This is a genomic window from Nocardioides ureilyticus, from assembly GCF_051280745.1.
Classification (GTDB): Bacteria; Actinomycetota; Actinomycetes; order Propionibacteriales; family Nocardioidaceae; genus Nocardioides.
The window spans coordinates 44,522-66,579 of the sequence record NZ_JBNCOG010000011.1; the positions used below are offsets into that span (position 1 = coordinate 44,522).

General features: G+C 73.0%; 19 protein-coding genes. 14 read left to right on the forward strand and 5 right to left on the reverse strand.

The genetic code is table 11. From position 1 onward, the window contains the following. The first annotated feature begins 5 nt into the window (after nt 1–5). The 12 genes from ACSMHG_RS08165 (at nt 6) to ACSMHG_RS08220 (ending at nt 14,644) form a co-directional block, all read left to right on the forward strand. The gene (locus ACSMHG_RS08165) at nt 6–1,091 is read left to right on the forward strand and encodes a ScyD/ScyE family protein (RefSeq protein WP_435743536.1); all 1,086 of its coding nucleotides are present in this window, start codon (nt 6–8) and stop codon (nt 1,089–1,091) included. Nucleotides 1,092–1,190: 99 nt separating this feature from the next. Continuing rightward, nucleotides 1,191–2,411, forward strand: a complete 1,221-nt coding sequence (locus tag ACSMHG_RS08170) for an amidohydrolase (RefSeq protein WP_435743538.1) — start codon at nt 1,191–1,193, stop codon at nt 2,409–2,411. 105 nt (nt 2,412–2,516) lie between these two features. Further along, complete coding sequence (locus ACSMHG_RS08175) at nt 2,517–3,563, forward strand: BMP family lipoprotein (protein WP_435743540.1); 1,047 nt, start codon at nt 2,517–2,519, stop codon at nt 3,561–3,563. A 114-nt stretch (nt 3,564–3,677) separates the two neighbouring features. Further along, a complete protein-coding gene (locus ACSMHG_RS08180; RefSeq protein ID WP_435743542.1) occupies nt 3,678–5,231 on the forward strand; it encodes an ABC transporter ATP-binding protein in 1,554 nt (517 codons plus the stop codon). Next, the gene (locus tag ACSMHG_RS08185; protein ID WP_435743544.1) at nt 5,228–6,334 is read left to right on the forward strand and encodes an ABC transporter permease; all 1,107 of its coding nucleotides are present in this window, start codon (nt 5,228–5,230) and stop codon (nt 6,332–6,334) included. Before ACSMHG_RS08180 ends, ACSMHG_RS08185 begins: the two co-directional genes overlap by 4 nt. After that, on the forward strand, nt 6,331–7,626 hold the full coding sequence (locus ACSMHG_RS08190; RefSeq protein WP_435743546.1) for an ABC transporter permease: 1,296 nt from the start codon (nt 6,331–6,333) through the stop codon (nt 7,624–7,626). Before ACSMHG_RS08185 ends, ACSMHG_RS08190 begins: the two co-directional genes overlap by 4 nt. A 14-nt stretch (nt 7,627–7,640) precedes the next feature. Next, the gene (locus tag ACSMHG_RS08195; protein WP_435743548.1) at nt 7,641–8,057 is read left to right on the forward strand and encodes a cytidine deaminase; all 417 of its coding nucleotides are present in this window, start codon (nt 7,641–7,643) and stop codon (nt 8,055–8,057) included. Between the two features lie 78 nt (nt 8,058–8,135). Further along, complete coding sequence (locus ACSMHG_RS08200) at nt 8,136–8,819, forward strand: hypothetical protein (protein WP_435743550.1); 684 nt, start codon at nt 8,136–8,138, stop codon at nt 8,817–8,819. Between the two features lie 104 nt (nt 8,820–8,923). After that, the gene (locus ACSMHG_RS08205) at nt 8,924–10,111 is read left to right on the forward strand and encodes a cytochrome P450 (protein WP_435743552.1); all 1,188 of its coding nucleotides are present in this window, start codon (nt 8,924–8,926) and stop codon (nt 10,109–10,111) included. Then, nucleotides 10,095–11,384 (forward strand): thymidine phosphorylase, encoded by a 1,290-nt coding sequence (locus tag ACSMHG_RS08210; protein WP_435743554.1) that lies wholly within the window; start codon nt 10,095–10,097, stop codon nt 11,382–11,384. The genes ACSMHG_RS08205 and ACSMHG_RS08210 overlap by 17 nt, the downstream gene beginning before the upstream one ends. A gap of 4 nt (nt 11,385–11,388) precedes the next feature. Then, the gene (locus ACSMHG_RS08215) at nt 11,389–12,888 is read left to right on the forward strand and encodes a fused MFS/spermidine synthase (protein WP_435743556.1); all 1,500 of its coding nucleotides are present in this window, start codon (nt 11,389–11,391) and stop codon (nt 12,886–12,888) included. A gap of 187 nt (nt 12,889–13,075) precedes the next feature. Continuing rightward, on the forward strand, nt 13,076–14,644 hold the full coding sequence (locus ACSMHG_RS08220; RefSeq protein WP_435743558.1) for a hypothetical protein: 1,569 nt from the start codon (nt 13,076–13,078) through the stop codon (nt 14,642–14,644). Here the strand turns inward: ACSMHG_RS08220 and ACSMHG_RS08225 are convergent. Beyond that, complete coding sequence (locus ACSMHG_RS08225; protein ID WP_435743560.1) at nt 14,632–15,285, reverse strand: class I SAM-dependent methyltransferase; 654 nt, start codon at nt 15,283–15,285, stop codon at nt 14,632–14,634. The genes ACSMHG_RS08220 and ACSMHG_RS08225 overlap by 13 nt on opposite strands. 92 nt (nt 15,286–15,377) lie before the next feature. On the opposite strand from ACSMHG_RS08225, the gene ACSMHG_RS08230 reads away from it, so the two are divergent. Beyond that, nucleotides 15,378–15,824: a Fur family transcriptional regulator gene (locus ACSMHG_RS08230; protein ID WP_435743562.1), complete on the forward strand. Its 447-nt coding sequence runs from the start codon at nt 15,378–15,380 to the stop codon at nt 15,822–15,824. Between the two features lie 34 nt (nt 15,825–15,858). Then, nucleotides 15,859–18,129 carry a catalase/peroxidase HPI gene (gene katG, locus ACSMHG_RS08235; protein WP_435743564.1) on the forward strand — a complete coding sequence of 757 codons (2,271 nt, stop codon included), beginning with the start codon at nt 15,859–15,861 and terminating at the stop codon, nt 18,127–18,129. 106 nt (nt 18,130–18,235) lie between these two features. Here the strand turns inward: katG and ACSMHG_RS08240 are convergent, their stop codons facing one another. From ACSMHG_RS08240 to ACSMHG_RS08255, 4 genes are read right to left on the reverse strand one after another with little or no spacing between them, the layout of a single operon-like run. After that, nucleotides 18,236–18,994, reverse strand: coding sequence for an iron ABC transporter ATP-binding protein (locus tag ACSMHG_RS08240; RefSeq protein ID WP_435743566.1), 759 nt, complete (start codon nt 18,992–18,994; stop codon nt 18,236–18,238). Next, complete coding sequence (locus tag ACSMHG_RS08245) at nt 18,991–20,019, reverse strand: iron chelate uptake ABC transporter family permease subunit (RefSeq protein ID WP_435743568.1); 1,029 nt, start codon at nt 20,017–20,019, stop codon at nt 18,991–18,993. The genes ACSMHG_RS08240 and ACSMHG_RS08245 overlap by 4 nt, the downstream gene beginning before the upstream one ends. A 1-nt stretch (nt 20,020) precedes the next feature. After that, a complete protein-coding gene (locus ACSMHG_RS08250; RefSeq protein ID WP_435743570.1) occupies nt 20,021–21,007 on the reverse strand; it encodes an ABC transporter permease in 987 nt (328 codons plus the stop codon). After that, nucleotides 21,007–21,960, reverse strand: coding sequence for a siderophore ABC transporter substrate-binding protein (locus ACSMHG_RS08255; protein WP_435743572.1), 954 nt, complete (start codon nt 21,958–21,960; stop codon nt 21,007–21,009). The genes ACSMHG_RS08250 and ACSMHG_RS08255 overlap by 1 nt, the downstream gene beginning before the upstream one ends. Nucleotides 21,961–22,058 lie beyond the last annotated feature (98 nt).

Below are 22,058 nucleotides of genomic sequence, written 5' to 3' on the forward strand. Positions count from 1 at the left end.
TGCCCATGAACCGCACCACCGCCGCCTCGCTCGCGGCCCTCGCTCTCCTCGCCCCGGCGACCGCCGCCCTGGCCGCTCCCACCGCACCGGCGCGCTCCGCCGACGCTCAGGTCGTCGCCAACAGGCTCGTGATGCCGCTCAGCCTCGCGGTCGGCAACAACGGCGCGGCGTACGTCTCCCAGAACTTCCCGATGGGTCCGGACGCCCCGGCCACCATCCTGAGGGTGAAGAAGGGCAAGGCTCCCAAGGTCGTGGCCAGGGCGTCCGAGGGCCGGGAGATCGGCGCGCTCGACGTCACGGGCCCGACCGTGACCTTCGCCGTCTCCTGGGGCGAGAACGAGGGCGGCATCGTCCGCCAGCTCCGCAAGGGCAAGGTCAGCACCCTCGGCGACATCGGGGCGGCCGAGGAGGCGACGAACCCGGACGGGGACGTCACCTACGGCTTCTCGGACCTGCCCGAGGACTGCGAGGTGCCGCCGTACCTCCAGCCCTACCCCGGAGTGGTCGAGACGCACCCGTACGCCACCGCCCGGTCCGGCAGCACGGTCTACGTCGCCGACGCCGGGGCGAACGCGATCTTCAAGATCCGAGGCGGCGAGGTCACCCCGGTCGGGGCGCTGCCCGCCGTCGAGGTGCCCGTCTCGGCCGAGGCGGCCGAGGCCCTGGACCTGCCGGAGTGCGTGGTGGGCCACACCGTGGCGCTCGAGGGCGTGCCCACCGACGTCGAGGTCGGCCGGGACGGTCAGCTGTACGTCAGCAGCCTTCCCGGGGGACCGGAGGACGGCAGCCTCGGTGCCAACGGCGCGGTCTACCGGATGGACCCCGGGACCGGCGAGACGACCAAGGTGGCCGGAGGCTTCGTGAGCACCACGGGCGTGGCAGTGGCGCCGAACGGCGACCTCTACGTCAGCGAGCTCTTCACCGGCCGGATCCTGAAGGTCGCCGCCGGCAGCGAGACCCCGCAGCTGCTCCGCACGGCGGCGATGCCGGCCGCGCTCGAGATCAAGGGCTCCCGCCTGTGGGCCACGACCAACGTGATGCCGGGCGAGGACGGCCCGCCGAATGGCAAGGTCATGCGCTTCCGGCGCTGACCGAGCGGCACCCCGGGAGGCGCCGCACCGCGAGCGGGCCTCGGCCGACGGCCGGGGCCCGCCCGTGCGTGGGCCGGGTGAACTACCGTGGTCCCCCTGATGTCCAGGTCCCCTCACGTGAACGAGCTGATCCGCGAGGTCGTCGAGCAGCACGAGGTCGAGCTCGTCGACCTCCGGCGCGACCTCCACGCCCACCCCGAGCTGTCCTGGCACGAGAGGCGGACGACCGACCTGGTCGCCGAGCGGGTCGCCGCGGCGGGCTGGTCGGTGACCCGGATGCCGCGCTCCGGGCTCGTCGCGGACCTCGGCGACGACCTCGCAGCGCCGCTCGTCGCCCTGCGGGCCGACCTGGACGCCCTCCCCGTGCCCGACACCACCGGCGACCCGTGGGCCAGCACGGTCGACGGCGTCGCCCATGCGTGCGGGCACGACGTCCACACCACCTGCCTCGTCGGAGCGGCCACGGCCCTCGGCGCCCTCCACCGCGCCGGCCTGCTCGAGGGGCGGGTGCGCCTGCTCTTCCAGCCGGCCGAGGAGGTGATGCCGGGTGGGGCGCTCTCCCTGCTGGAGCACGGGGCCCTCGACGGGGTCGGTCGGGTCTTCGGCCTGCACTGCGACCCGAGCCTCGACGTCGGCCACGTGGGGCTGCGCGAGGGACCGATCACCGGTGCCGCCGACCACCTCGACATCACCCTGACCGGCTCGGGCGGGCACACCTCCCGGCCGCACCTGACCGAGGACCTCACCTACGCGCTGGGCAAGGTCGTCACCGAGCTGCCGGCGATCCTGTCGCGCCGGCTCGACCCCCGCGCCGGGGTCAGCGTGGTCTGGGGCATGGTGCAGTCGGGCTCGGCGCACAACGTCATCCCGAACACCGGCCAGATCGGCGGGACCGTCCGGATGCTCGACGCGATCGCCTGGGCCGATGCCGAGAAGCTGGTGCCGGTCCTCATCGAGCAGGTCGTCGCGCCGTACGGCGTCCACGCCCACGTCGACTACCGGCGCGGTGTGCCCCCGGTGGTCAACGACGCCGCGTCCCTCGCGGTGCTGACCGGAGCCGTGGAGGACGTCGTGGGGGAGGAGGGCCACGTGCTCACCCAGCAGAGCCTCGGCGGTGAGGACTTCGGCTGGTTCCTGGACCGGGTCCCCGGCGCCATGGGCCGGCTCGGGACGCGGACGCCCGGCGGGCCGACCTACGACCTGCACCAGGGCAACCTGCGGATCGACGAGCGGGCGGTGGCCGTGGGAGCGCGGGTGCTCGCCGGCGCGGCGGCGGCCGCGGTGCGCACCGGCGGCCCGGCCATGGGAACCGTTGGGTAACAACTTCGTCACGTGGCGCTGCCGGGAGGCTCCGGCGACTAAGGTTCGCCGTGGTCATGCGTCCGGTCCACGGGCGCGCCACCCAGAGCACATCGAGGAGGCGTCTTGCGACGCAGCACCAGGTTCGCAGCACTGCTGACCGCCGGAGTCCTGTCCCTGACCACCGCGGCCTGTGGCAGCGACGACGAGCCCACCACCGGCGGTGACCCGGGCGACGGCGGGTCCGACCTCAAGGTCGGCCTGGCCTACGACGTCGGGGGCCGTGGCGACCAGTCCTTCAACGACTCCGCGGCCAAGGGCCTGGACCGCGCGGTGGAGGAGTTCGGCTTCGAGCCGCAGGAGTCCGAGGCCGACGACGGCGAGGCGGAATCCGCCCGCGAGGAGCGGCTGCGCACCTTCGCGGACGCGGGCTACAACCCGGTCATCGCGGTCGGGTTCGCCTACTCGCCCTCGGTCGCCAAGGTCGCCGAGGAGTACCCCGACGTCAACTTCGCGATCATCGACGACGAGGCCGCGCAGGCCGACAACATCGCCAACCTGGTCTTCGCCGAGGAGCAGGGCTCCTTCCTCGTCGGTGCCGCCGCGGCCCTGAAGAGCGAGACCGACACCATCGGCTTCATCGGCGGCGTCGAGACCCCGCTCATCCAGAAGTTCGAGGCCGGGTACATCGCCGGCGCCGAGGCGGTCAACCCCGACATCACCGTCGAGACCGCCTACCTCACCCAGCCGCCGGACTTCAGCGGCTTCGCCGACCCGGCGAAGGGCAAGACGGCCGCCCAGGGCATGTACGACGGTGGCGCGGACGTGGTCTTCCACGCGGCCGGTGGTTCCGGTGGCGGTGTCTTCGAGGCGGCGTCCGACTCCGACGCGATGGCGATCGGTGTGGACTCCGACCAGTACCAGACCGCTGACGTCTCGGTCCGCGACGTCATCATCACCTCGATGCTCAAGAACGTCGACGTGGCGGTCTACGAGTACCTCGCCGCCGTCGCCGAGGGCGACGTGCCCTCGGGCGTCACCCGCTACGACCTCAGCGTCGACGGGGTGGGCTACTCCACCAGCGGGGGCATGATCGACGACATCACGTCCGAGCTCGAGGAGTACAAGCAGCAGATCGTGGACGGCGAGATCGAGGTCCCGACGACCCCGTGATCGTGGGCGCCGCGTCGCGGCGCCTCGACCGACCCGGCCGGGGTCGCGCGCCCGCACCGGGCACGCGGCCCCGGCGTTCGCTCGACATCGACCGACCTCGAGAGGTGCCCCCGCGTGAGTGACAGCGCAGCGACCGCAGCCCCCGAAGGAGCCGGCCGCGCGCCGGCCGTCCGGCTGCGGGGGATCGGCAAACGCTTCCCCGGCGTGATCGCCAACGACGACGTCAACATCGACGTCGAGGTGGGCACCATCCACGCGATCGTCGGCGAGAACGGCGCCGGCAAGTCGACGCTGATGAAGATCCTCTACGGCGTGCAGGCGCCCGACTCGGGGACGATCGAGATCGGCGGGAAGCAGGTCCGGCTCTCCTCGCCGGCGGACGCGATCGCCCAGGGCGTGGGCATGGTCTTCCAGCACTTCATGCTCGCCGACAACCTCACGGTGCTCGAGAACGTCGTGCTCGGCGCGGAGAAGCTGCACGGCATCGGCGGCGCGGCGCGAGCCGAGATCCGCCGGTTGTCGGAGGCCTACGGACTGGACGTGGACCCCGACGTCCTGGTCGAGGAGCTCGGCGTCGGCGACCGACAGCGGATCGAGATCCTCAAGGTGCTCTACCGCGGTGCCCGGGTCGTCATCCTCGACGAGCCGACCGCGGTGCTGGTGCCGCAGGAGGTCGACGAGCTCTTCGAGAACCTCCGGGGCCTCAAGTCCGAGGGACTCTCCGTCATCTTCATCTCCCACAAGCTCGACGAGGTGCTCGGCGTCGCCGACACCATCACCGTCATCCGCCGCGGCACGACGGTCGCGACCGTCGACCCGGCCGACGTCACCGCTCGCGAGCTCGCCGAGCTCATGGTGGGCTCGGAGCTGCCGTCGCCGTCCTCCGAGCGCTCCACCGTCACCGACGAGGTGCTGCTGCGGGTCCGTGACCTCCGGCTCCCCGGCGCCGGTGGCCGGCCGCTCGTCGACGGCGTCTCCTTCGACATCCACCGGGGCGAGGTGCTGGGCCTCGCGGGGGTCGAGGGCAACGGCCAGGCCGAGCTCGTGGAGTCGCTGATGGGCATGCGGTCCGGTGCGACCGGCACCATCGAGCTCGCGGGAGCCGACCTCACCGCCCTGGGCACCGGCGCTCGCCGCGAGGCCGGGATCGGGTACATCCCCGAGGACCGGCACCGGCACGGGCTGCTGCTCGACTCGCCCCTGTGGGAGAACCGGGTGCTCGGCCACCAGACCCGCCCGCCGAGCGCCCGCCGCGGGCTCATCGACCGTCGCGCCGCGCGCCAGGACACCCTGCGGATCATCGAGGAGTACGACGTCCGCACGCCGGGACCGGACACCGTGGCCCGTGCGCTCTCCGGCGGCAACCAGCAGAAGCTGATCGTCGGCCGCGAGATGAGCGGCGACCCCGTGCTGCTCATCGCCGCCCACCCCACCCGTGGCGTCGACGTGGGCGCCCAGGCCGCGATCTGGGACCACATCCGCGCCGCCCGTCGAGAGGGCCTTGCCGTGCTGCTCATCTCCGCCGACCTCGACGAGCTGATCGGCCTCTCGGACCGGATCCAGGTGATCCTGCGAGGCCGCCTCGTCGGTGAGTTCGACCCCTCGGACGTCACGCCCGAGCGCCTCGGCTCCGCCATGACCGGCGCCGGCGCGGAGGGTGTCGCGTGAGCGGCCGGCCCGCGCGGTTGCTGCTGGGCCTGGCCGCGCCGGCACTGGCGCTGGTCGCGGCGTTCCTCATCACCAGCGTGGTGCTCGTCGTCGCCGGTGACCCCGCCGGGGAGGTGTGGTCGACGATACTGACCCCGCCCGAGCCGCGGAACGTCGCCAACATCGTCAACAACGGCGCAGTCCTCTACCTCTCGGGCCTCGCGGTGGCCATCGGGTTCCGGATGAACCTGTTCAACATCGGTGTCGACGGGCAGTACCGGATCGCGGCGTTCGCCGCCGCCGTGGTGGCCGGCGAGGCCTGGTTGCCGGGCTACCTCGGCACGGCGCTCGCGATCGTGGTCGCGATGCTCGTCGGTGCCGCGTGGGCAGGCATCGCAGGTGTCCTGCGCGCGACCCGCGGGGTCAGCGAGGTCATCTCCACGATCATGCTGAACGCCATCTCCACCGGTCTGGTGGCCTACCTGCTGCGCCGGGTCGCGGTCCGCGAGCCGGGCAGCAACATCGTCGGCACGGCCGAGATCCCCGAGGGCGCCCGGATCGGCGGTATCTCCATCGGCGGCTCGGCCGGGGTGGAGATCTACGGCTTCGTGGTCATCGCCGCCCTGGCGGGGTTCCTCTACTGGTTCGTGCTGGGGCGCACCCGGTTCGGCTTCGACCTGCGGGCGACCGGCGACTCGGCGACGGCCGCCGTGGCCAGCGGGATCAGCGTGCGGCGGATGATCATCGTCGCGATGCTGCTGTCCGGTGCGGTCGCCGGGCTCGTGGGCCTGCCCATCCTCTTCGGCGACGCCTACAGCTACGGCTCGACCTTCCAGTCCGGGCTCGGGTTCGCCGGCATCGCGATCGCCCTCCTCGGCCGCAACCACCCGGTGGGGATCGCGCTGGGCGCGTTGCTCTTCGCCTTCCTCGACGAGCAGTCGAACCCGCTGCAGATCCTGGTCGGCGTCTCCAGCGACATCGTGGCGATCACCCAGGGCGTGATCGTCCTGGCGGTCGTCATCTCCTACGAGCTCGTGCGGCGCTACCGCGTGCGCATGGAGCAGAAGGCGGTGGCCGCCGCGCTCGACCGGCCGTCCGGCGACAACGAGGAGGCCCACGCATGAGCACGCGCACGACGTCCCCCGCCTCACGCGACCGCGCGACCGGCGGCCTGCGCTCGCGGGTCCTGCGGGCCCGCCGGGCGAGCGGCCGCCTCTCGCCGTGGGCGTGGGTCGTCATCGTCGCCGCGGTGATCTTCGTCCTGGCGCTGCTCCAGCTGGTCACCGGTGTCGAGGCGCTCGCCTCGGCCGGCACGCTCCGCGCCACCCTCATCGCCACCGTCCCGATCGCCCTGGCGGGGCTCGGCGGGCTCTGGTCCGAGCGCGCCGGCGTGGTCAACATCGGCCTCGAGGGGATGATGATCCTCGGCACCTACGGGGCCGGCTTCTTCGGCTACCACTACGGCGCCTGGGCCGGTGTCGCCGGTGCGGTGCTGATGGGCGCCATCGGTGGCCTGATCCACGCGGTCGCCACCGTGGGGTTCGGTGTCGACCACATCATCTCGGGCGTCGCGATCAACATCATCGCCCTCGGTGCGGTGCAGTACCTCGCGGGTCTCACCTTCACCGGCCTGCCCGGAGGCGGGTCGACGCAGTCGCCGAAGCTCCCTGACGTCGGCAGCCTGACGATCGGGCCGGTCAGCGACGGGCTCCGTGGCGTGGAGGAGCGCGACCTGTTCTTCGTCTCCCAGGTGGCTGCCGCGCTGCGGGCGGTCACCACCAACGTCTCGTTCCTGGTGCTCCTCGCGCTGCTCCTCTTCGTCGGCAGCTACGTCGTGCTGTGGCGCACGACGTTCGGCCTTCGGCTGCGTTCGTGCGGCGAGAGCCCCTCGACCGCAGAGTCGCTGGGCGTCGCGGTGCTCCGCTACAAGTTCACCGCCGTGCTCATCTCGGGTGGGCTGGCCGGGCTGGCCGGTGGCTTCCTGGCGCTGGTCGCCGCCAGCAACTACCGGGACGGCCAGACGGGCGGCCGCGGTTACATCGGCCTCGCCGCGATGATCTTCGGCAACTGGCGACCCGGCGGCGTGCTGGCCGGTTCGGGCCTGTTCGGCTACACCGAGACGCTCGGACTGCGCGGTGGTGGCGACTCGGTGCACGCCCTGCTCCTGGCGGTCGCCGTGCTCGCCGTCGGTGTCGCCGTCTGGCAGCTGCGGGCCAAGCGGATCGGGGCCGGCGTCTTCGCCGTCGCCGGGGCCCTGGCGGCGGGGCTGGTCTACCTCTCCATCGACTCCGTCCCCGGTGACTTCAGCCAGATGACGCCGTACGTCATCACGCTGCTGGTCCTGGCCTTCGCCTCGCAACGACTACGGATGCCGGCAGCCGACGGCCAGGTCTATCGCAAGGGCTCGGTCGGCTAGTGGCCGACCTGCCGGTGAGTGACCGAGCGGCGGGCGGGCTCGACGACGACCCCGCCTGGGCTGCCCTGCGCGCCGAGGCGGTCGAGGCGATGCGGCTCGCCTACGCGCCGTACTCGGGCTACCGCGTCGGGGCGGCGGCGCGGGTCGAAGACGGCCGCGTCGTCTCGGGCTGCAACGTGGAGAACGCGGCGTACGGCGTGGCGTTGTGCGCCGAGTGCGGGCTGGTCAGCCAGCTGCACCGCACCGGTGGCGGGCGGCTCACCCACTTCGTCTGCGTCGACGGTGAGGGCGCGGTCATCATGCCGTGCGGCCGGTGCCGCCAGCTGCTGTGGGAGAACGGCGGTCCCGAGCTCGAGCTGTGGACGGTGTCGGGGCTCAAGCGGATGGCCGAGGTGCTCCCGGACGCGTTCGGCGCCGACGACCTGCGCTGACGAGGGGCTGACCGAGGGGCTGACCGGGGCTGGCCAGGGGACTGCCCACGCGGGTTTTTTTACTTTACAGTTCCCGCCATGTCTCCCTCACTCCTCCAGAAGTCGGCGTCCTCGGCGGCGGCGCTGGCCGCGATGCTGGTCCTCGCCCTCTGTGTCGGGCTCGCCGCCGGTGCCGGCACCGCCACGGCGGCGCCCACCGGCACCGGTGCCGACGCGGCCGCCGAGCCCGCGGCGGCGAAGAAGGCCGCTGAGCCGCTGCGCAAGAAGCGGTGCACGAAGTGGAAGGCCCACGGCGGCATCGGTTGGCGCAACTGCGCGAAGCTCTACTCGATCAAGGACAAGGTGCGGATCGACTACCGCGCCCGTTTCCACAACGAGAGCGCGACGGTGCCGGAAAACGCCACGTGCGAGCACTCGAAGACGACGACCTGGCAGTTCGGCACCAGCGTCACGGTGGAGACCGAGGCGCGGGCGATCTTCGCCAAGCTCAAGGGCAGTGTCACGGGCTCGGTGTCGTACAGCACCAGCACGACCGAGACGTCGGGCATCTCCTTCAAGGTGCCGCCGAAGGCGTACGCCTACTGCGAGCGTGGCTTCCACGGCTACACCTTCCGCGGCCTGGTGTGGAAGGAGACCTGTGACCGGGGGACCAAGCCGGCGACGTGCACGCGCAGCGGGGACAGGTCGTTCAAGGGCTCGGCGCCGGAGGCGAACTTCTGGCGGCACGGCGACGGACGGGGTGGCGCGCCGAAGACTCCCTGAGGGGCAGGGGCGACAATGGACGGCCCCGGACCGGTCGACGACCGGTCCGGGGCCTGTCGTGTGTGCGCTGTCCGGCGTGCGCCCCGCCCGAGCAAGGAGCTGACGTGGATCCCGCCCCCGAGAGGCCCGCGACCTCGATCGACCTCACGGACCCCTCGGTGGTCGCCGACCCCTACCCGGTCTTCGCGGCGGAGCGCGCCGCCCACCCGGTGGCCGAGCACCAGCCGAGCGGCACCGTCCTGGCCTTCGGCCATGCGGCCGTGGGCGCGGTGCTGAGGGACCGCCGGCTCGGGCGGATCTGGCGGGACAGGGAGCCGGCGGCGTACCTCGAGCCGTTCAACGCCCTGCACCGCAACCAGATGATGGAGAACGAGCCACCCGTCCACACCCGGATGCGGCGGATGGTCGCCGGTGCGTTCAACCGCGGCCACGTCGAGCGGCTGCGGCCCCGGGTCCGGGAGCTGTCGGCCCAGCTGCTCGACGAGGTGGACCCCGCCGGCTTCGACGTGATCGGGGAGTACGCCGAGCCGCTCCCGGTGCTCGTGATCGCCGACCTCCTCGGTGTCCCGGCGACCCACACCCACGACCTGCGGGACTGGTCGCAGGCGATCGTCCGGATGTACGAGGTGTCGCCGGCGCAAGCCGTCGTCGACGAGGCCGTGGCCGCGGCGACGGACTTCGCCGGGCTGGTCCGCGAGCTGGTCCGGGAGCGCCGCGCGGCCCCACGGACCGACCTGATCAGCGACCTCGCGGCGACCGACCTCTCCGACGACGAGGTCGTGGCCGCCGTCGTCCTGCTGCTCAACGCCGGCCATGAGGCGTCGGTCAACGTCTTCGGGAACGGCATGGTGGCGATGCTGCGACGAGGCCTGCGGCCGGCAGCGCTGGACGCGGAGACCGTCGCGCTCGCCGTCGAGGAGATGCTCCGCTTCGACTCCGCGCTGCAGCTCTTCGAGCGGACCGCGACCGAGGACGTCGAGGTCGGCGGCGTGGTCGTCGAGGAGGGACGGAAGGTCGCGGCGCTGCTCGGCGCGGCCAACCGCGACCCGGCGGCCTTCGACCGCCCCGACGAGATGGACCTCGCGCGGGACCCCAACCCGCACGTCGCCTTCGGCGCGGGCGTGCACTTCTGCCTGGGCGCCCCGCTCGCCCGCATGGAGCTCGTGGAGTCGCTGACCGCCCTGCTGGAGCGGTTCCCCGGCCTGGCACTGGTCGGCGAGCCGGAGAGCCGGGAGACCTTCGTGCTCCGAGGGTTCCGTAGGGTGCGCGTCGGAGGTGGGGAACGTGCATGATGCGGTCGAGGTGATCGTCGCCAAGCGCGACGGCGGGGCGCTCAGCGACAGCCAGATCGACTGGGTCGTCGACGCGTACACGCGAGGAGAGGTCGCCGACGAGCAGATGTCGGCGCTGGCCATGGCGATCCTGCTCAACGGCATGGAGCGGTCGGAGATCGCCCGCTGGACGGCCGCGATGATCGCGTCGGGGGAGCGGATGGACTTCTCCTCGCTGTCCCGGCCCACCGCCGACAAGCACTCCACCGGCGGGGTCGGCGACAAGATCACGCTTCCGCTGGCGCCGCTGGTCGCTGCCTGCGGGGTCGCCGTGCCGCAGCTCTCCGGCCGCGGGCTCGGCCACACCGGGGGGACGCTCGACAAGCTCGAGTCGATCCCCGGCTGGCGGGCCTCGCTGTCGAACGCCGAGGTGCTCGAGCAGCTCGACACCGTCGGCGCGGTCATCTGTGCCGCCGGCGACGGGCTCGCGCCGGCCGACAAGAAGCTCTACGCCCTGCGCGACGTCACCGGCACCGTCGAGGCGATCCCGCTCATCGCCTCCTCGATCATGAGCAAGAAGATCGCCGAGGGCACCGGCGCCCTGGTGCTCGACGTCAAGGTCGGCACCGGTGCGTTCATGAAGGACGCCGAGCGCGCCCGCGAGCTCGCCGAGACCATGGTCGCGCTCGGGACCGACGCCGGCGTCCGCACCACCGCCCTGCTCACCGACATGAGCACGCCGCTCGGGCTGACCGCCGGCAACGCCGTGGAGGTCGCCGAGTCGGTCGAGGTGCTCGCCGGTGGGGGGCCGGCGGACGTCGTGGAGCTCACCCTGGCGCTGGCCCGGGAGATGCTGACCGGCGCCGGGGTCACCGACGTCGACCCGGCCGACCGGCTGGCCGACGGCTCGGCGATGGACGCCTGGAAGGCGATGATCCGCGCCCAGGGCGGGGACCCCGACGCCCCGCTGCCCACCGCGCGGGAGCAGCACGTCGTCGTCGCCCCCTCGACCGGCGTCCTCGCCCGGCTCGACGCGATGGCGGTCGGCATGGCCGCCTGGCGGCTCGGCGCGGGCCGCGCCCGCAAGGAGGACCCCGTGCAGGCGGGCGCCGGCGTCGTCTGGCACGCCCGCCCGGGCGACCCGGTGACCGAGGGCCAGCCGCTGCTGACCCTGCTCACCGACGACGAGCACCGCTTCGAGCGGGCCCTGGCCTCCCTCGACGGCGGGTACGACGTGGCGCCGGCCGGCACCGAGGTGGCGCCCGGCCCGCTCGTCATCGACCGGGTGGGCTGACCCGGTGGCCGATCGAGTGCGTCCCGGGGTGCCGGGGCCCCGCGAGTCGGCCGCGCTGGTCTTCGGCTCCTCGGCCGGGGTGCTCGTCGTCGAGCTGGTCGCGCTGCGGCTGCTCGCGCCGTACCTCGGGCTCACCCTCGAGACCAGCACCCTGGTCATCGGCCTCGCCCTGACCGCGATCGCCGTGGGCTCGTGGGCGGGCGGCCGGGCGGCCGACCTGGTCGACCCACGGCGTGCGCTGGCGCCGCTGCTGGGCCTCTCCGGCGTCGTGGCCGCCGCCACGCCCTTCCTCGTCCGGGGCGCCGCCGAGACCGGCTCGGGCGGGCTGCTGATGCCGGCGACCGTGCTCACCATCGGTGTCCCCGGGGCGCTGCTCTCGGCGGTCACGCCGATGGTCACCAAGCTGGCGCTGACGACGCTCGAGCTGACCGGGACGGTCGTCGGGCGCCTGTCCGGCATCGGCACGGCCGGGTCGATCGTCGGCACCGTGCTCACCGGCTTCGTCCTGGTCTCGACGGTGCCGGTCAGCGGCATCCTCGTCGGGCTCGGCGCGCTGCTCGTGGCCGCCGCGGTCCTCGTCGAGCTGCGCCTGCGCGGCTGGCGCGCGGCCGCCCCGACCGTGGCGCTGCTGGTCGGGGCGACCGGTCTGGCCGGGTTGACGGCGCTCGTCGCGCCGGGCGGCTGCGACGTCGAGACCCGCTACCACTGCGCCCGCGTGGTGGCCGACGAGGAACGGCCCGACGGCCGGGTCCTCGTCATGGACGGGCTGCGCCACTCCTACGTGGACCTCGAGGACCCGACCCACCTCGAGTTCGAGTACGTCCAGGCCATCGCCTCGGTCGTCGACACCGCCTGGCCCGCGGGCGCGCCGCTGGCGGCGTACCACCTCGGCGGCGGCGGGCTGACCTTCCCGCGCTACCTCGCCGAGGTCCGCCCCGGCAGCGAGAGCCTGGTCTCGGAGATCGACCCCGGCGTGGTCGCGATCGACCGCGAGCAGCTGGAGCTCGAGACCGGTCCGGACCTCCAGGTGCGGGTGGAGGACGGCCGGCTCGGTCTCGACCGGCTCCCGACCGACAGTCGCGACCTGGTGGTGGGCGACGCGTTCGGGGGCGTGAGCGTGCCGTGGCACCTGACCACCCGCGAGGCGATCGGCGAGGTGCGGCGGGTGCTGCGCCCCGACGGCGTGTACGTCGCCAACCTCATCGACCACGGGCCGCTGGCCTTCGCGCGGGCTGAGGTGGCCACCTTCGCCGACGCCTTCGAGCACGTCGCCCTCCTCGCCCGTCCCGGCGCGTTCCGCAGGACCGACGGGGGGAACCTGGTGGCGGTCGCCTCGGACCGGTCGATCGACGTCGACGCGGTCCAGGCGGCGCTGGACGCCCGCGGGACCGGCTGGCAGGTGCGCGCCGACGGGGACCTGGCCGGCTGGGTGGGCGACTCGCCGGTGCTCACCGACGACTTCGCCCCGGTCGACCAGCTGCTGACCCCGACGGCGGTCGGCTGACCTGTCGGCCCGGTCGTCCACTGGGTCGTCCACTGGGCGGTTCGGGTCGCCGGCTGGGCCATCCGCCCGGTCGTCCGTTCGGTCACACTCCCCGCGATCGACAGCGTGCAGCGCCGCCGCCGGAGAGGATCGCGCGGTGACACTCTCGGCCCGCCGGAGGCTCCGGCCGCACGTTCGACGCGCCCTCGTGGCGTCCACCCTGGGGGCTCTGCTGGGTGCCCTCCTCCCGGTGCTCGCCCACGCCACCGCTCCGGCGTACGCCGAGGAACCGGCGGCGGCGCGGCTGGCGGCCCGGTCGCTGTCGGTGACGCCGACGGTGCACGTGGCCGGCCAGGCGGTCCGGTTCCGCGGGAACATCGGTCGCACGGGGCGCCGGGCGGTGCACCTGCAGTCGCACATGAACCGCCCCGGCGACCGGTGGCTGGACGTCCCCGGCACGTCGTTCCGCACCGACGCGCGGGGCGACTTCGACTTCGTCTTCCCGGCGCCGTCGATGTTCAAGATCAGCTACCGGGTCGCCGCCGGGAGGCTGGCCACCTCGTCCTACCTCTTCAACGCCCGACCGCAGGAGATCACCCTCAGCCTGGCGGGCCGCGACGCGGACCTGCCGTTCCACGCCATCGCCCCGCTGCTGCCCTTCACGGTCGTCGCGGACACCACCCCGGCGGTGCGGTCGGCGCTCGGGACCCCGCCGCCGCTGCCCGGCCGCACCGTGCACCTGCAGGAGCGGGTCGGCGGAAGCGGGTGGCGGACGATCGACACCGGCGTCACGGACGCCGAGGGCCACGCGCGGTTCCGCGTCGAGGCGCCGTTGCTCGGGCAGCGGGTGCTCCGGGCGCGGCAGGAGCGGTGGACCCGGGGGCGCAGCGCGATCGGCTGGTACCCGTCGTTCCCGGCGTACTTCTCGGTCCTCGGCCTGCCGGACCTGGGGGACCTGCTCGGGCTCGACCTCTCCCGCGAGGCCGCCGCACGCCCGGTGGCGCCGGCACCCGGCCAGCGGGTCGCCGCCCGCAGCCCGCTGCGCCCCACGGCCAGCGAGCGCCACGGGTGGGGCGCCTCCCTGTTCGACTTCGCCTGGGAGCGCGGGCAGGACCTCGACGCCCCGCCCTCGAAGGGCACCCGCCTGCGCGGGGGCTGGCGCGACACCTCCGACGGCACCGGACGCGCCGTGCCCTTCAACGGGGGGCTGGTGCTGCAGAGCAAGCTGAAGCACGGCGGCGTCGGTGACCTCGGCACCACCACGGCGACCCTGCGCCGCAACACGCAGGTCCGCGGCCGGTGGGAGTTCCGCCTGCAGGGCCACGTGTGGGAGGGCGCCGGTCGCCCGTACCGCTTCCTCCTCGAGCTGGTGCCGCCGGGCGCGCCGGTGACCGCCTGCTCGCCGCGCAGCATCGTCGTCGCGGACGTCACCATGGGTACGCCGGGGCTCGGTGTCGGCGTGCGGTCGCAGCCGCGGGGCGCGGTCTGGCGGCGGACCCTCGGGGACGTGCGCCTGGCCGAGACGCCGTTCAACATGGCCGTCGAGGTGGGCCGTCGGCACGTCACCTGGTTCCGTGACGGCCAGCCCGTCGCCACGGTGAAGGACGCGCGCGCCCAGCTCGGGACCCGGCTCGTGCCGCGGCTGAGCCTGGTGGGGGAGCGGGCGGAGATGGCCGGGGCACAGGTGGACTCGGACTGGCAGCGCGCCTGGTCGCTCGACCGCGGGCGCCAGGTGCGGTCCGGGGCGCCGCTGGCCAGGAGCTCCTACGCCTGCTGAGCCGCGGGGCGGCGGCGCGCGAGCAGGGTCGAGTCGTCGATCTCGACCGTCAGCCCGTCGCGGGTGACGGTGCGCGGCCGCTGCTCGACCACGAGCGCCTCGAAGTCCTCCGGCAGCGCCGGCAGCAGCTCCTCGGCGACGAACATCGCACGGTGCCGGCTCTCGGAGTGCTGGTTGGACAGCTCCGACGGTGCGTGGCCGACGACGAGCAGGTGCCCGCCCGGCGCGACGGCACCGGCCAGCCGGCGCGTCACCTCCACCATCCCGCCGTCCGGCGGGTGCAGGAAGTGGGTGGTGACCAGGTCGTAGGAGCGGCCCGCCGGGTCGAAGGTCCGGGCATCGACCTGCCACCAGTCGGTGCGGTCGGCGACCCCCGCCTGCTCGGCGTGCCGGGCGGCGCGGGCGAGGCCGTTGACGGAGAAGTCGGCGCCGGTCACGGTCCATCCCTGCTGAGCCAGCCAGATGACGTCGCCGCCCTCGCCGCAGCCGACGTCGAGAGCCGTGCCGGGGGTGAGGGCGGACGCCTCGGCGACCAGCTGCGGGTTGGGGCGGCCGCTCCAGACCTGCGCCTCGCCGGCGTACCGCTCCTCCCAGCTGGACGGCTCGAACATCTCGTCGTCGCTCGGCTCGTGTCGGTGCATGCGCCCAGGGTGGTCCGGGTGCGGGGCCCTGACAACTCCGCACCGGCAGGCCGCACACCACCGCAGTCTTGAACTGTTCAAGGAAACCGTGCATGATGGCGCCCATGCCGGCGCCCGACTTCACGACGATGCTGCGCGAGGCGTCGCTGCGGGTGACGCGTCCGCGGCTGGCCGTGCTCGCCGCGGTCCACGAGCACCCGCACCTCGACACCGAGTCGCTGATCCAGCTGGTCCGCGACGAGCTGGAGAAGGTCTCGCACCAGGCGGTGTACGACGTGCTGCGCGCCCTCACCGGCGCGGGCCTGGTCCGCCGCATCCAGCCGGCCGGCGCGACCGCTCGCTACGAGACGCGCGTGGGCGACAACCACCACCACGTCGTGTGCCGCTCCTGCGGCGCCATCGCCGACGTCGACTGCGCCGTCGGCCACGCTCCCTGCCTCACCGCCTCCGAGGACCACGGCTTCACGGTCGAGGAGGCGGAGGTCGTGTACTGGGGCACCTGCCCCGGTTGCGCGGCCGCCCGCACCACCACTGTCTGACTCCCCGAACCGCACCGCCACCGGAAGGAAGTAGATGACCCAGGACGAGAACGCCCCCGTCAGCCCGCAGGGGGTGGACCGGAAGGCCGAGGGCGGCTGCCCGGTCATGCACGACTCCGCCGCTGCCCACGGCAGCGAGAGCGAGAACCCCGCGATCGACTCGCCGACGCCGGCGACCAACCGCCGTCCGCACACCAACAAGGACTGGTGGCCCAACAGCCTCGACCTGTCCCCGTTGCACGCACACTCCTCCAAGAGCAACCCGCTGGGTCCGGACTTCGACTACTCCGAGGAGTTCAAGAAGCTCGACCTGCAGGAGCTGCGGCGCGACATCGTCGAGGTCCTCAACGCCTCGCAGGACTGGTGGCCGGCCGACTTCGGCCACTACGGCGGCCTCTTCATCCGGATGAGCTGGCACGCCGCCGGCACCTACCGGATCTTCGACGGCCGTGGCGGCGCGGGCGAGGGCTCCCAGCGCTTCGCCCCGCTCAACAGCTGGCCCGACAACGCCAACATCGACAAGGCCCGCCGCCTGCTGTGGCCGGTCAAGCAGAAGCACGGCCAGAAGATCTCCTGGGCCGACCTGCTGGTCTACGCCGGCACGGTCGCGCTGGAGGACATGGGCTTCCAGACCTTCGGCTTCGGCTTCGGCCGCGAGGACATCTGGGAGCCGGAGGAGATCATCTGGGGCCCCGAGGACACCTGGCTGGGCGACGAGCGGTACGCCGGCGACCGCGAGCTCGACGAGACCCTCGGTGCGGTGCAGATGGGCCTCATCTACGTCAACCCCGAGGGCCCGAACGGGAACCCGGACCCGCTGGCCTCGGCCCGCGACATCCGCACGACCTTCGCCCGGATGGCGATGAACGACGAGGAGACCGTCGCCCTCATCGCCGGTGGGCACACCTTCGGCAAGACCCACGGCGCCGGTGACGCCGACCTGGTCGGCCCGGAGCCGGAGGCCGCGCCGATCGAGGAGCAGGGCCTGGGCTGGAAGAGCGGGTTCGGCTCGGGCAAGGGCGCCGACGCGATCACCTCCGGCCTGGAGGTCACTTGGACCTCCACGCCCACCCGGTGGAGCAACGACTTCTTCAAGTTCCTCTTCAGGTACGAGTGGGAGCTGGAGAAGAGCCCCGCGGGCGCGTGGCAGTGGGTCGCCAAGGACGCCGAGGAGATCGTCCCCGGCCCGACCGCGGACTCGCCGAAGCGCAAGCCCACGATGCTGACCAGTGACCTCGCGCTGCGCTTCGACCCGGAGTACGAGAAGATCTCGCGCCGCTTCCTGGAGAACCCGAACGAGTTCTCGCAGGCCTTCGCCAAGGCCTGGTACAAGCTGCTCCACCGCGACATGGGCCCCATCGAGCGCTACCTCGGCCCCTGGGTCCCCGAGCCGCAGCTGTGGCAGGACCCGGTTCCCCCGGTGCAGGGGGAGCTGATCGGTGACGCCGACGTCGCCGCGCTGAAGTCGGCGGTGCTCGACTCCGGTCTGTCCGTCTCCGAGCTGGTCTCGACCGCGTGGGCCTCGGCCGCGTCGTTCCGCTCCACCGACAAGCGCGGTGGCGCCAACGGCGCACGCATCCGCCTCGAGCCGCAGCGCAGCTGGGCCGCCAACCAGCCCGAGCAGCTCGCGGCGGTGCTCGCGAAGCTCGAGGGGATCCAGGGCGAGTTCAACGCCCGCGGCGGCGCCCAGGTCTCCCTGGCCGACCTGATCGTCCTGGCCGGCTCCGCTGCGGTGGAGAAGGCGGCGCGGGACGCCGGCGTCGAGGTGACCGTCCCGTTCCGGGCCGGCCGCACCGACGCGACGCAGGAGCAGACCGACGTGGAGTCCTTCCGCGTGCTCGAGCCGCGTGCCGACGGCTTCCGCAACTACCTGCGGTCCGGCGAGAAGCAGCAGCCCGAGGTCCTCCTGGTCGAGCGGGCCTACATGCTCGACCTGACGGCGCCGGAGATGACCGTCCTCGTCGGGGGCCTCCGCGCGCTCGGCAACAACGTCGGTGGGGTCCAGCACGGGGTGCTCACCGACCGTCCGGGCGTGCTCAGCAACGACTTCTTCGTGAACCTGCTGGCCCCCGGCACGCAGTGGAAGGCCTCGGAGTCGGAGGAGAACGTCTACGACATCCGCGACGCCGCGACGGGCGAGCTGAAGTGGACCGCCACCGCGGTGGACCTCATCTTCGGCTCCAACTCCCAGCTGCGGGCGCTCGCCGAGGTCTACGCCAGCGGTGACGCACGCGAGAAGTTCGTGACCGACTTCGTCGCCGCGTGGACCAAGGTCATGGAGCTCGACCGGTTCGACCTCCGCTGATCGCCTCCTGAGACATCCTCAGGGCACGGGCCCGGCCGACCGCTGCTGCGGACGGCCGGGCCCGTCGTGCCTCGTGCCGTCGGTCGTGGTCCGACGGCCCCGTTGGTCAGGTCCAGTAGAGGCCGAAGCGGTGGCCACCCACCTCGTGCACGTCGATGTCGAGGTCGTAGACGTCGCGGAGCACGTCCGGGGACAGCACCTCACGAGGGGTGCCGTCAGCGGCCACCCGGCCCGCGCGCATGGCGACGATCCGGTCGGAGTGCGCCGAGGCGACGTTGATGTCGTGGAGCACGAGGACCACCGTCTTGCCCAGCTCGTCGACCGCCCGCCGCAGCAGCCGCATCACCTCGACGGACTGCTTCATGTCCAAGTTGTTCAGCGGCTCGTCGAGCAGCACGTAGTCGGTGTCCTGGCAGAGCACCATCGCCACGAACGCCCGCTGCCGCTGCCCGCCGGAGAGCTCGTCGAGGTAGCGGTCGGCCAGGTCGAGCAGGCTCACGTGCCGCAGCGCCCGCGCGACGTGCTCGGCGTCGGCCGGACCGGTGCGTCCCCGGCTGTGCGGGTGGCGGCCGAAGGCCACGAGCTCGCGGACGGTCAGCCGCAGCGGCACGTGGTTGTCCTGGCGCAGGATCGCCAGCCGCCGCGCGACCTCCGCGGAGGAGGCGCGGTTGACGTCGATGCCGTCGACCGTGATCCGCCCGGAGTCGACGGGCAGCAGGCGGGCGACCATCGACAGCAGGGTGGACTTGCCCGCCCCGTTGGGCCCGATCAGCGACGTCATGCCGCCGACCGGGACCCGCAACGAGACGTCGTCGACCACCCGGACGGCGCCGTAGGACTTGGTCACGCCGGCGACCTCGATCACGTGCGTGCTCCTCTCACCAGCAGGACGAGGAGCGTCAGCCCCCCGAGGAACTCGATGACGACGCTGACCGGCGTCGCCAGGCCCAGTACGTGCTCCAGCAGCGTCTGGCCGCCCACGAGCGCCAGGACCCCGAGCAGCGCCGCCGCCGGAAGGGTCCAGCGGTGCCGCGGAGTGCCGACGACGGCGTACGCCAGGTTCGCCACGAGCAGTCCGAAGAAGGTCACCGGACCGACGAGCGCCGTGGACACGGCGACGAGCGTGGCCACCAGCACGAGCACGAGGCCGACGGTGCGGCGGTGGTCGACCCCGAGGCTGGTCGCGGCCTCGCGGCCGAGCGCGAGCACGTCGAAGCTGCGTCGCAGGGACCAGGCCACGACGGACACGGCCGCCACGAGGGCGGCGGAGAGGCCGAGCAGCTCCTCGTCCACGCCGGTGAAGCTGGCGAAGAGGCGCTGCTGCAGGACCACGAACTGGTTGGGGTCGAGCAGTCGCTGCACGAACGCGGAGAGGCTGCGGAAGAGGGTGCCGAGGACGACGCCGGCCAGGACCAGCAGGTACAGGTCCCGCCGCTGGCCGAGGAAGAGCCAGCGGAAGAGCAGGGCGCTCGCGCCGACCATCAGCCCGACCTCGAGCGCCCACCGCAGCGGGCCGTCGAACGTGCCGCTCGTGTGCGAGCCGAGGGCGATGACGAGCACCGACTGGAGCAGCACGTAGAGCGCGTCGAACCCCATGATCCCCGGGGTGAGGATGCGGTTGTGGGTGATGGTCTGGAAGAGCACGGTCGAGACCGCCACGGCGTACCCGACGAGGGTCATGGCGGCGAGCGTGGTGATCCGTCGCTCGAGCACGAAGGACCAGCTCCCCTCGACGTCGAGCACGAGGAAGAGCGCGCAGGCCGTGAGGGTGAGGATGGCGAGGCCCGTCAGGCGGTACGCCGGGCGCGGCCGACGTGGCTGGGCGGGGCGCAGGGCTGGGGGAGTGGCGACCGGCCCGGCGACCGGCCCGGCGACCGGCCCGGCTGCCACGTCAGGCGACACGGGGCACCGGCCGGCGCAGGAGCAGGTAGAGGAAGAGCACGCTGCCGACGACGCCGACGACCGTCCCCACGGGGATCTCATAGGGCTGGCGGACCACGCGCCCCACCACGTCGCAGGCCAGCACCATGCCTGCGCCGAGGAGGGCGACCCACGGGATCGACCGGCGCAGGTTGTCACCCACGATCAGGGCGGCGATGTTCGGCACCACGAGGCCCAGGAAGGGGATGGCACCCACGGTCACGACCGTCACCGCCGTCGTCACCGAGACGATGGCCAGGCCGAGGGCGAGCACGCGGCCGTGGTCGACCCCGAGGTTGGTGGCCAGCTCCTGGCCCATGCCCACGACGGTGAACCGGTCCGCGACGACATAGGCGGCCACGGTCAGCGCGCCGACCAGCCACAGCAGCTCGTAGCGGCCGCGGACGACGCCGGAGAAGTCGCCGTTCATCCACGAGCCGAGGGACTGCAGGAGGTCGTGGCGGAAGGCGAGGAACGTGCAGACCGCAGCCACGACGCCGCCGAGCGTCAGGCCGACCAGGGGGACGACCAGCGCCGACCGGGCCGGGATGGCGCGGAGCAGACGAAGGAAGACGGCCGTCCCGACCAGGGCGCAGAGCGTGGCGACCGCCATCTTGGTGAGTAGCGACGCGGCGGGCGCCAGGATGGTGGCGAGCAGGATGCCGAGGCCGGCGAACTCCACCGTGCCGGCCGTGGAGGGCTCCACGAACCGGTTCCGTGACAGCATCTGCATGATCAGGCCGACGACGCCGAGAGCCATGCCGGTCAGCACGATCGCGAGCGTCCGTGGCAGCCGGCTCACCGCGAGCAGCCGTCCGGCGTCGCCCTCGGGGCCGCCGTCGAGCAGGTGCCACGGGCGCAGGTCGGCGACCCCGACGAAGAGGCTGGTCACGGCGAGGGCGAGCACCGCGGCCACCGCGGCGGCGGCCCGCGGTGACGCCCACGCCTTCCCGGCCATCAGCGCACGGCCTCCTGGATCTCGGTGACCATCGCGTCGACCGTGGAGAGGCCGGAGCCGACGACGTACCAACGAGCCGGGTCGAGGTAGACGACCTGGTCGTCCTGCCAGGCCCGGGTCCCCGCCACGAGCTCGTTGTCGAGCACCGCCTGTGCGGCGCCGCCCTCGCTCTCACCGGTGGCCACGTCGCGGTCCAGGACGAAGAGCCACGCGGGGTCGGTCTCGGCGACGTACTCGAAGGAGACCGCCTCGCCGTGGGTGTCGGCCTCGATGTCGGTGTCGGCGGGCTCGACGCCGAGCACGTCGTGGATGATGTTGCCGAAGCGTGAGCCGGCGCCGTACGCCGAGATCTCGCCGCCCGTGGTCAGCAGGAAGAGACCGTCGCCGGCGTCCGCGGTCTCGGCGCGGACCTCCTCGGTCTTGGCCTCGAGCGCGTCCAGCGCCTGGCGTGCCTCCTCCTCCTTCTCGAAGATCTCACCGAGGGTCTCGGTCTGCTCCTCGAAGCTGCCGAGGTAGTCGTCCGCGTCCAGGGTGAGGTCGATGGTCGGTGCGATCTCGCTGAGCTCGCCGTACGCCTCGGCCGAGCGGCCGGCCACGATGATGAGATCCGGCTCGGCAGCGTTGACCGCCTCGTAGTCGGGCTCGAAGAGGGTGCCCGCGTCCAGGTACTCCTCGCCGGCGTACTCCGCGAGGAAGTCCGGGAGGAAGTCCTGCGGGACGCCGGCCACCTCGCCCCCCAGCGTGTCGATCGTGTCGAGGACGCCCATGTCGTAGACGACGACCTTCGAGGGGTCGAGCGGCACCTCGGTCTCGCCCTGCGCGTGCTCGACGGTGATCGAGGGCCCGTCGACCTTGGCCGCCTCGGCGTCCTCGCCACATGCGGTGAGCGCCAGGCCTGCGACGAGGAGGCCGGCGAGGCCGGGGAGGGCGGGCAGTGATGAGCGGTGGGTCATGGCAGCTCCTTGGCGGCGATGCAGTTTAGGTAAGGCGAACCTTGCTTAGGCGACCCTCACCATAACCTCTGTGACAGATGTGTCCGGTGAGTGGTCCG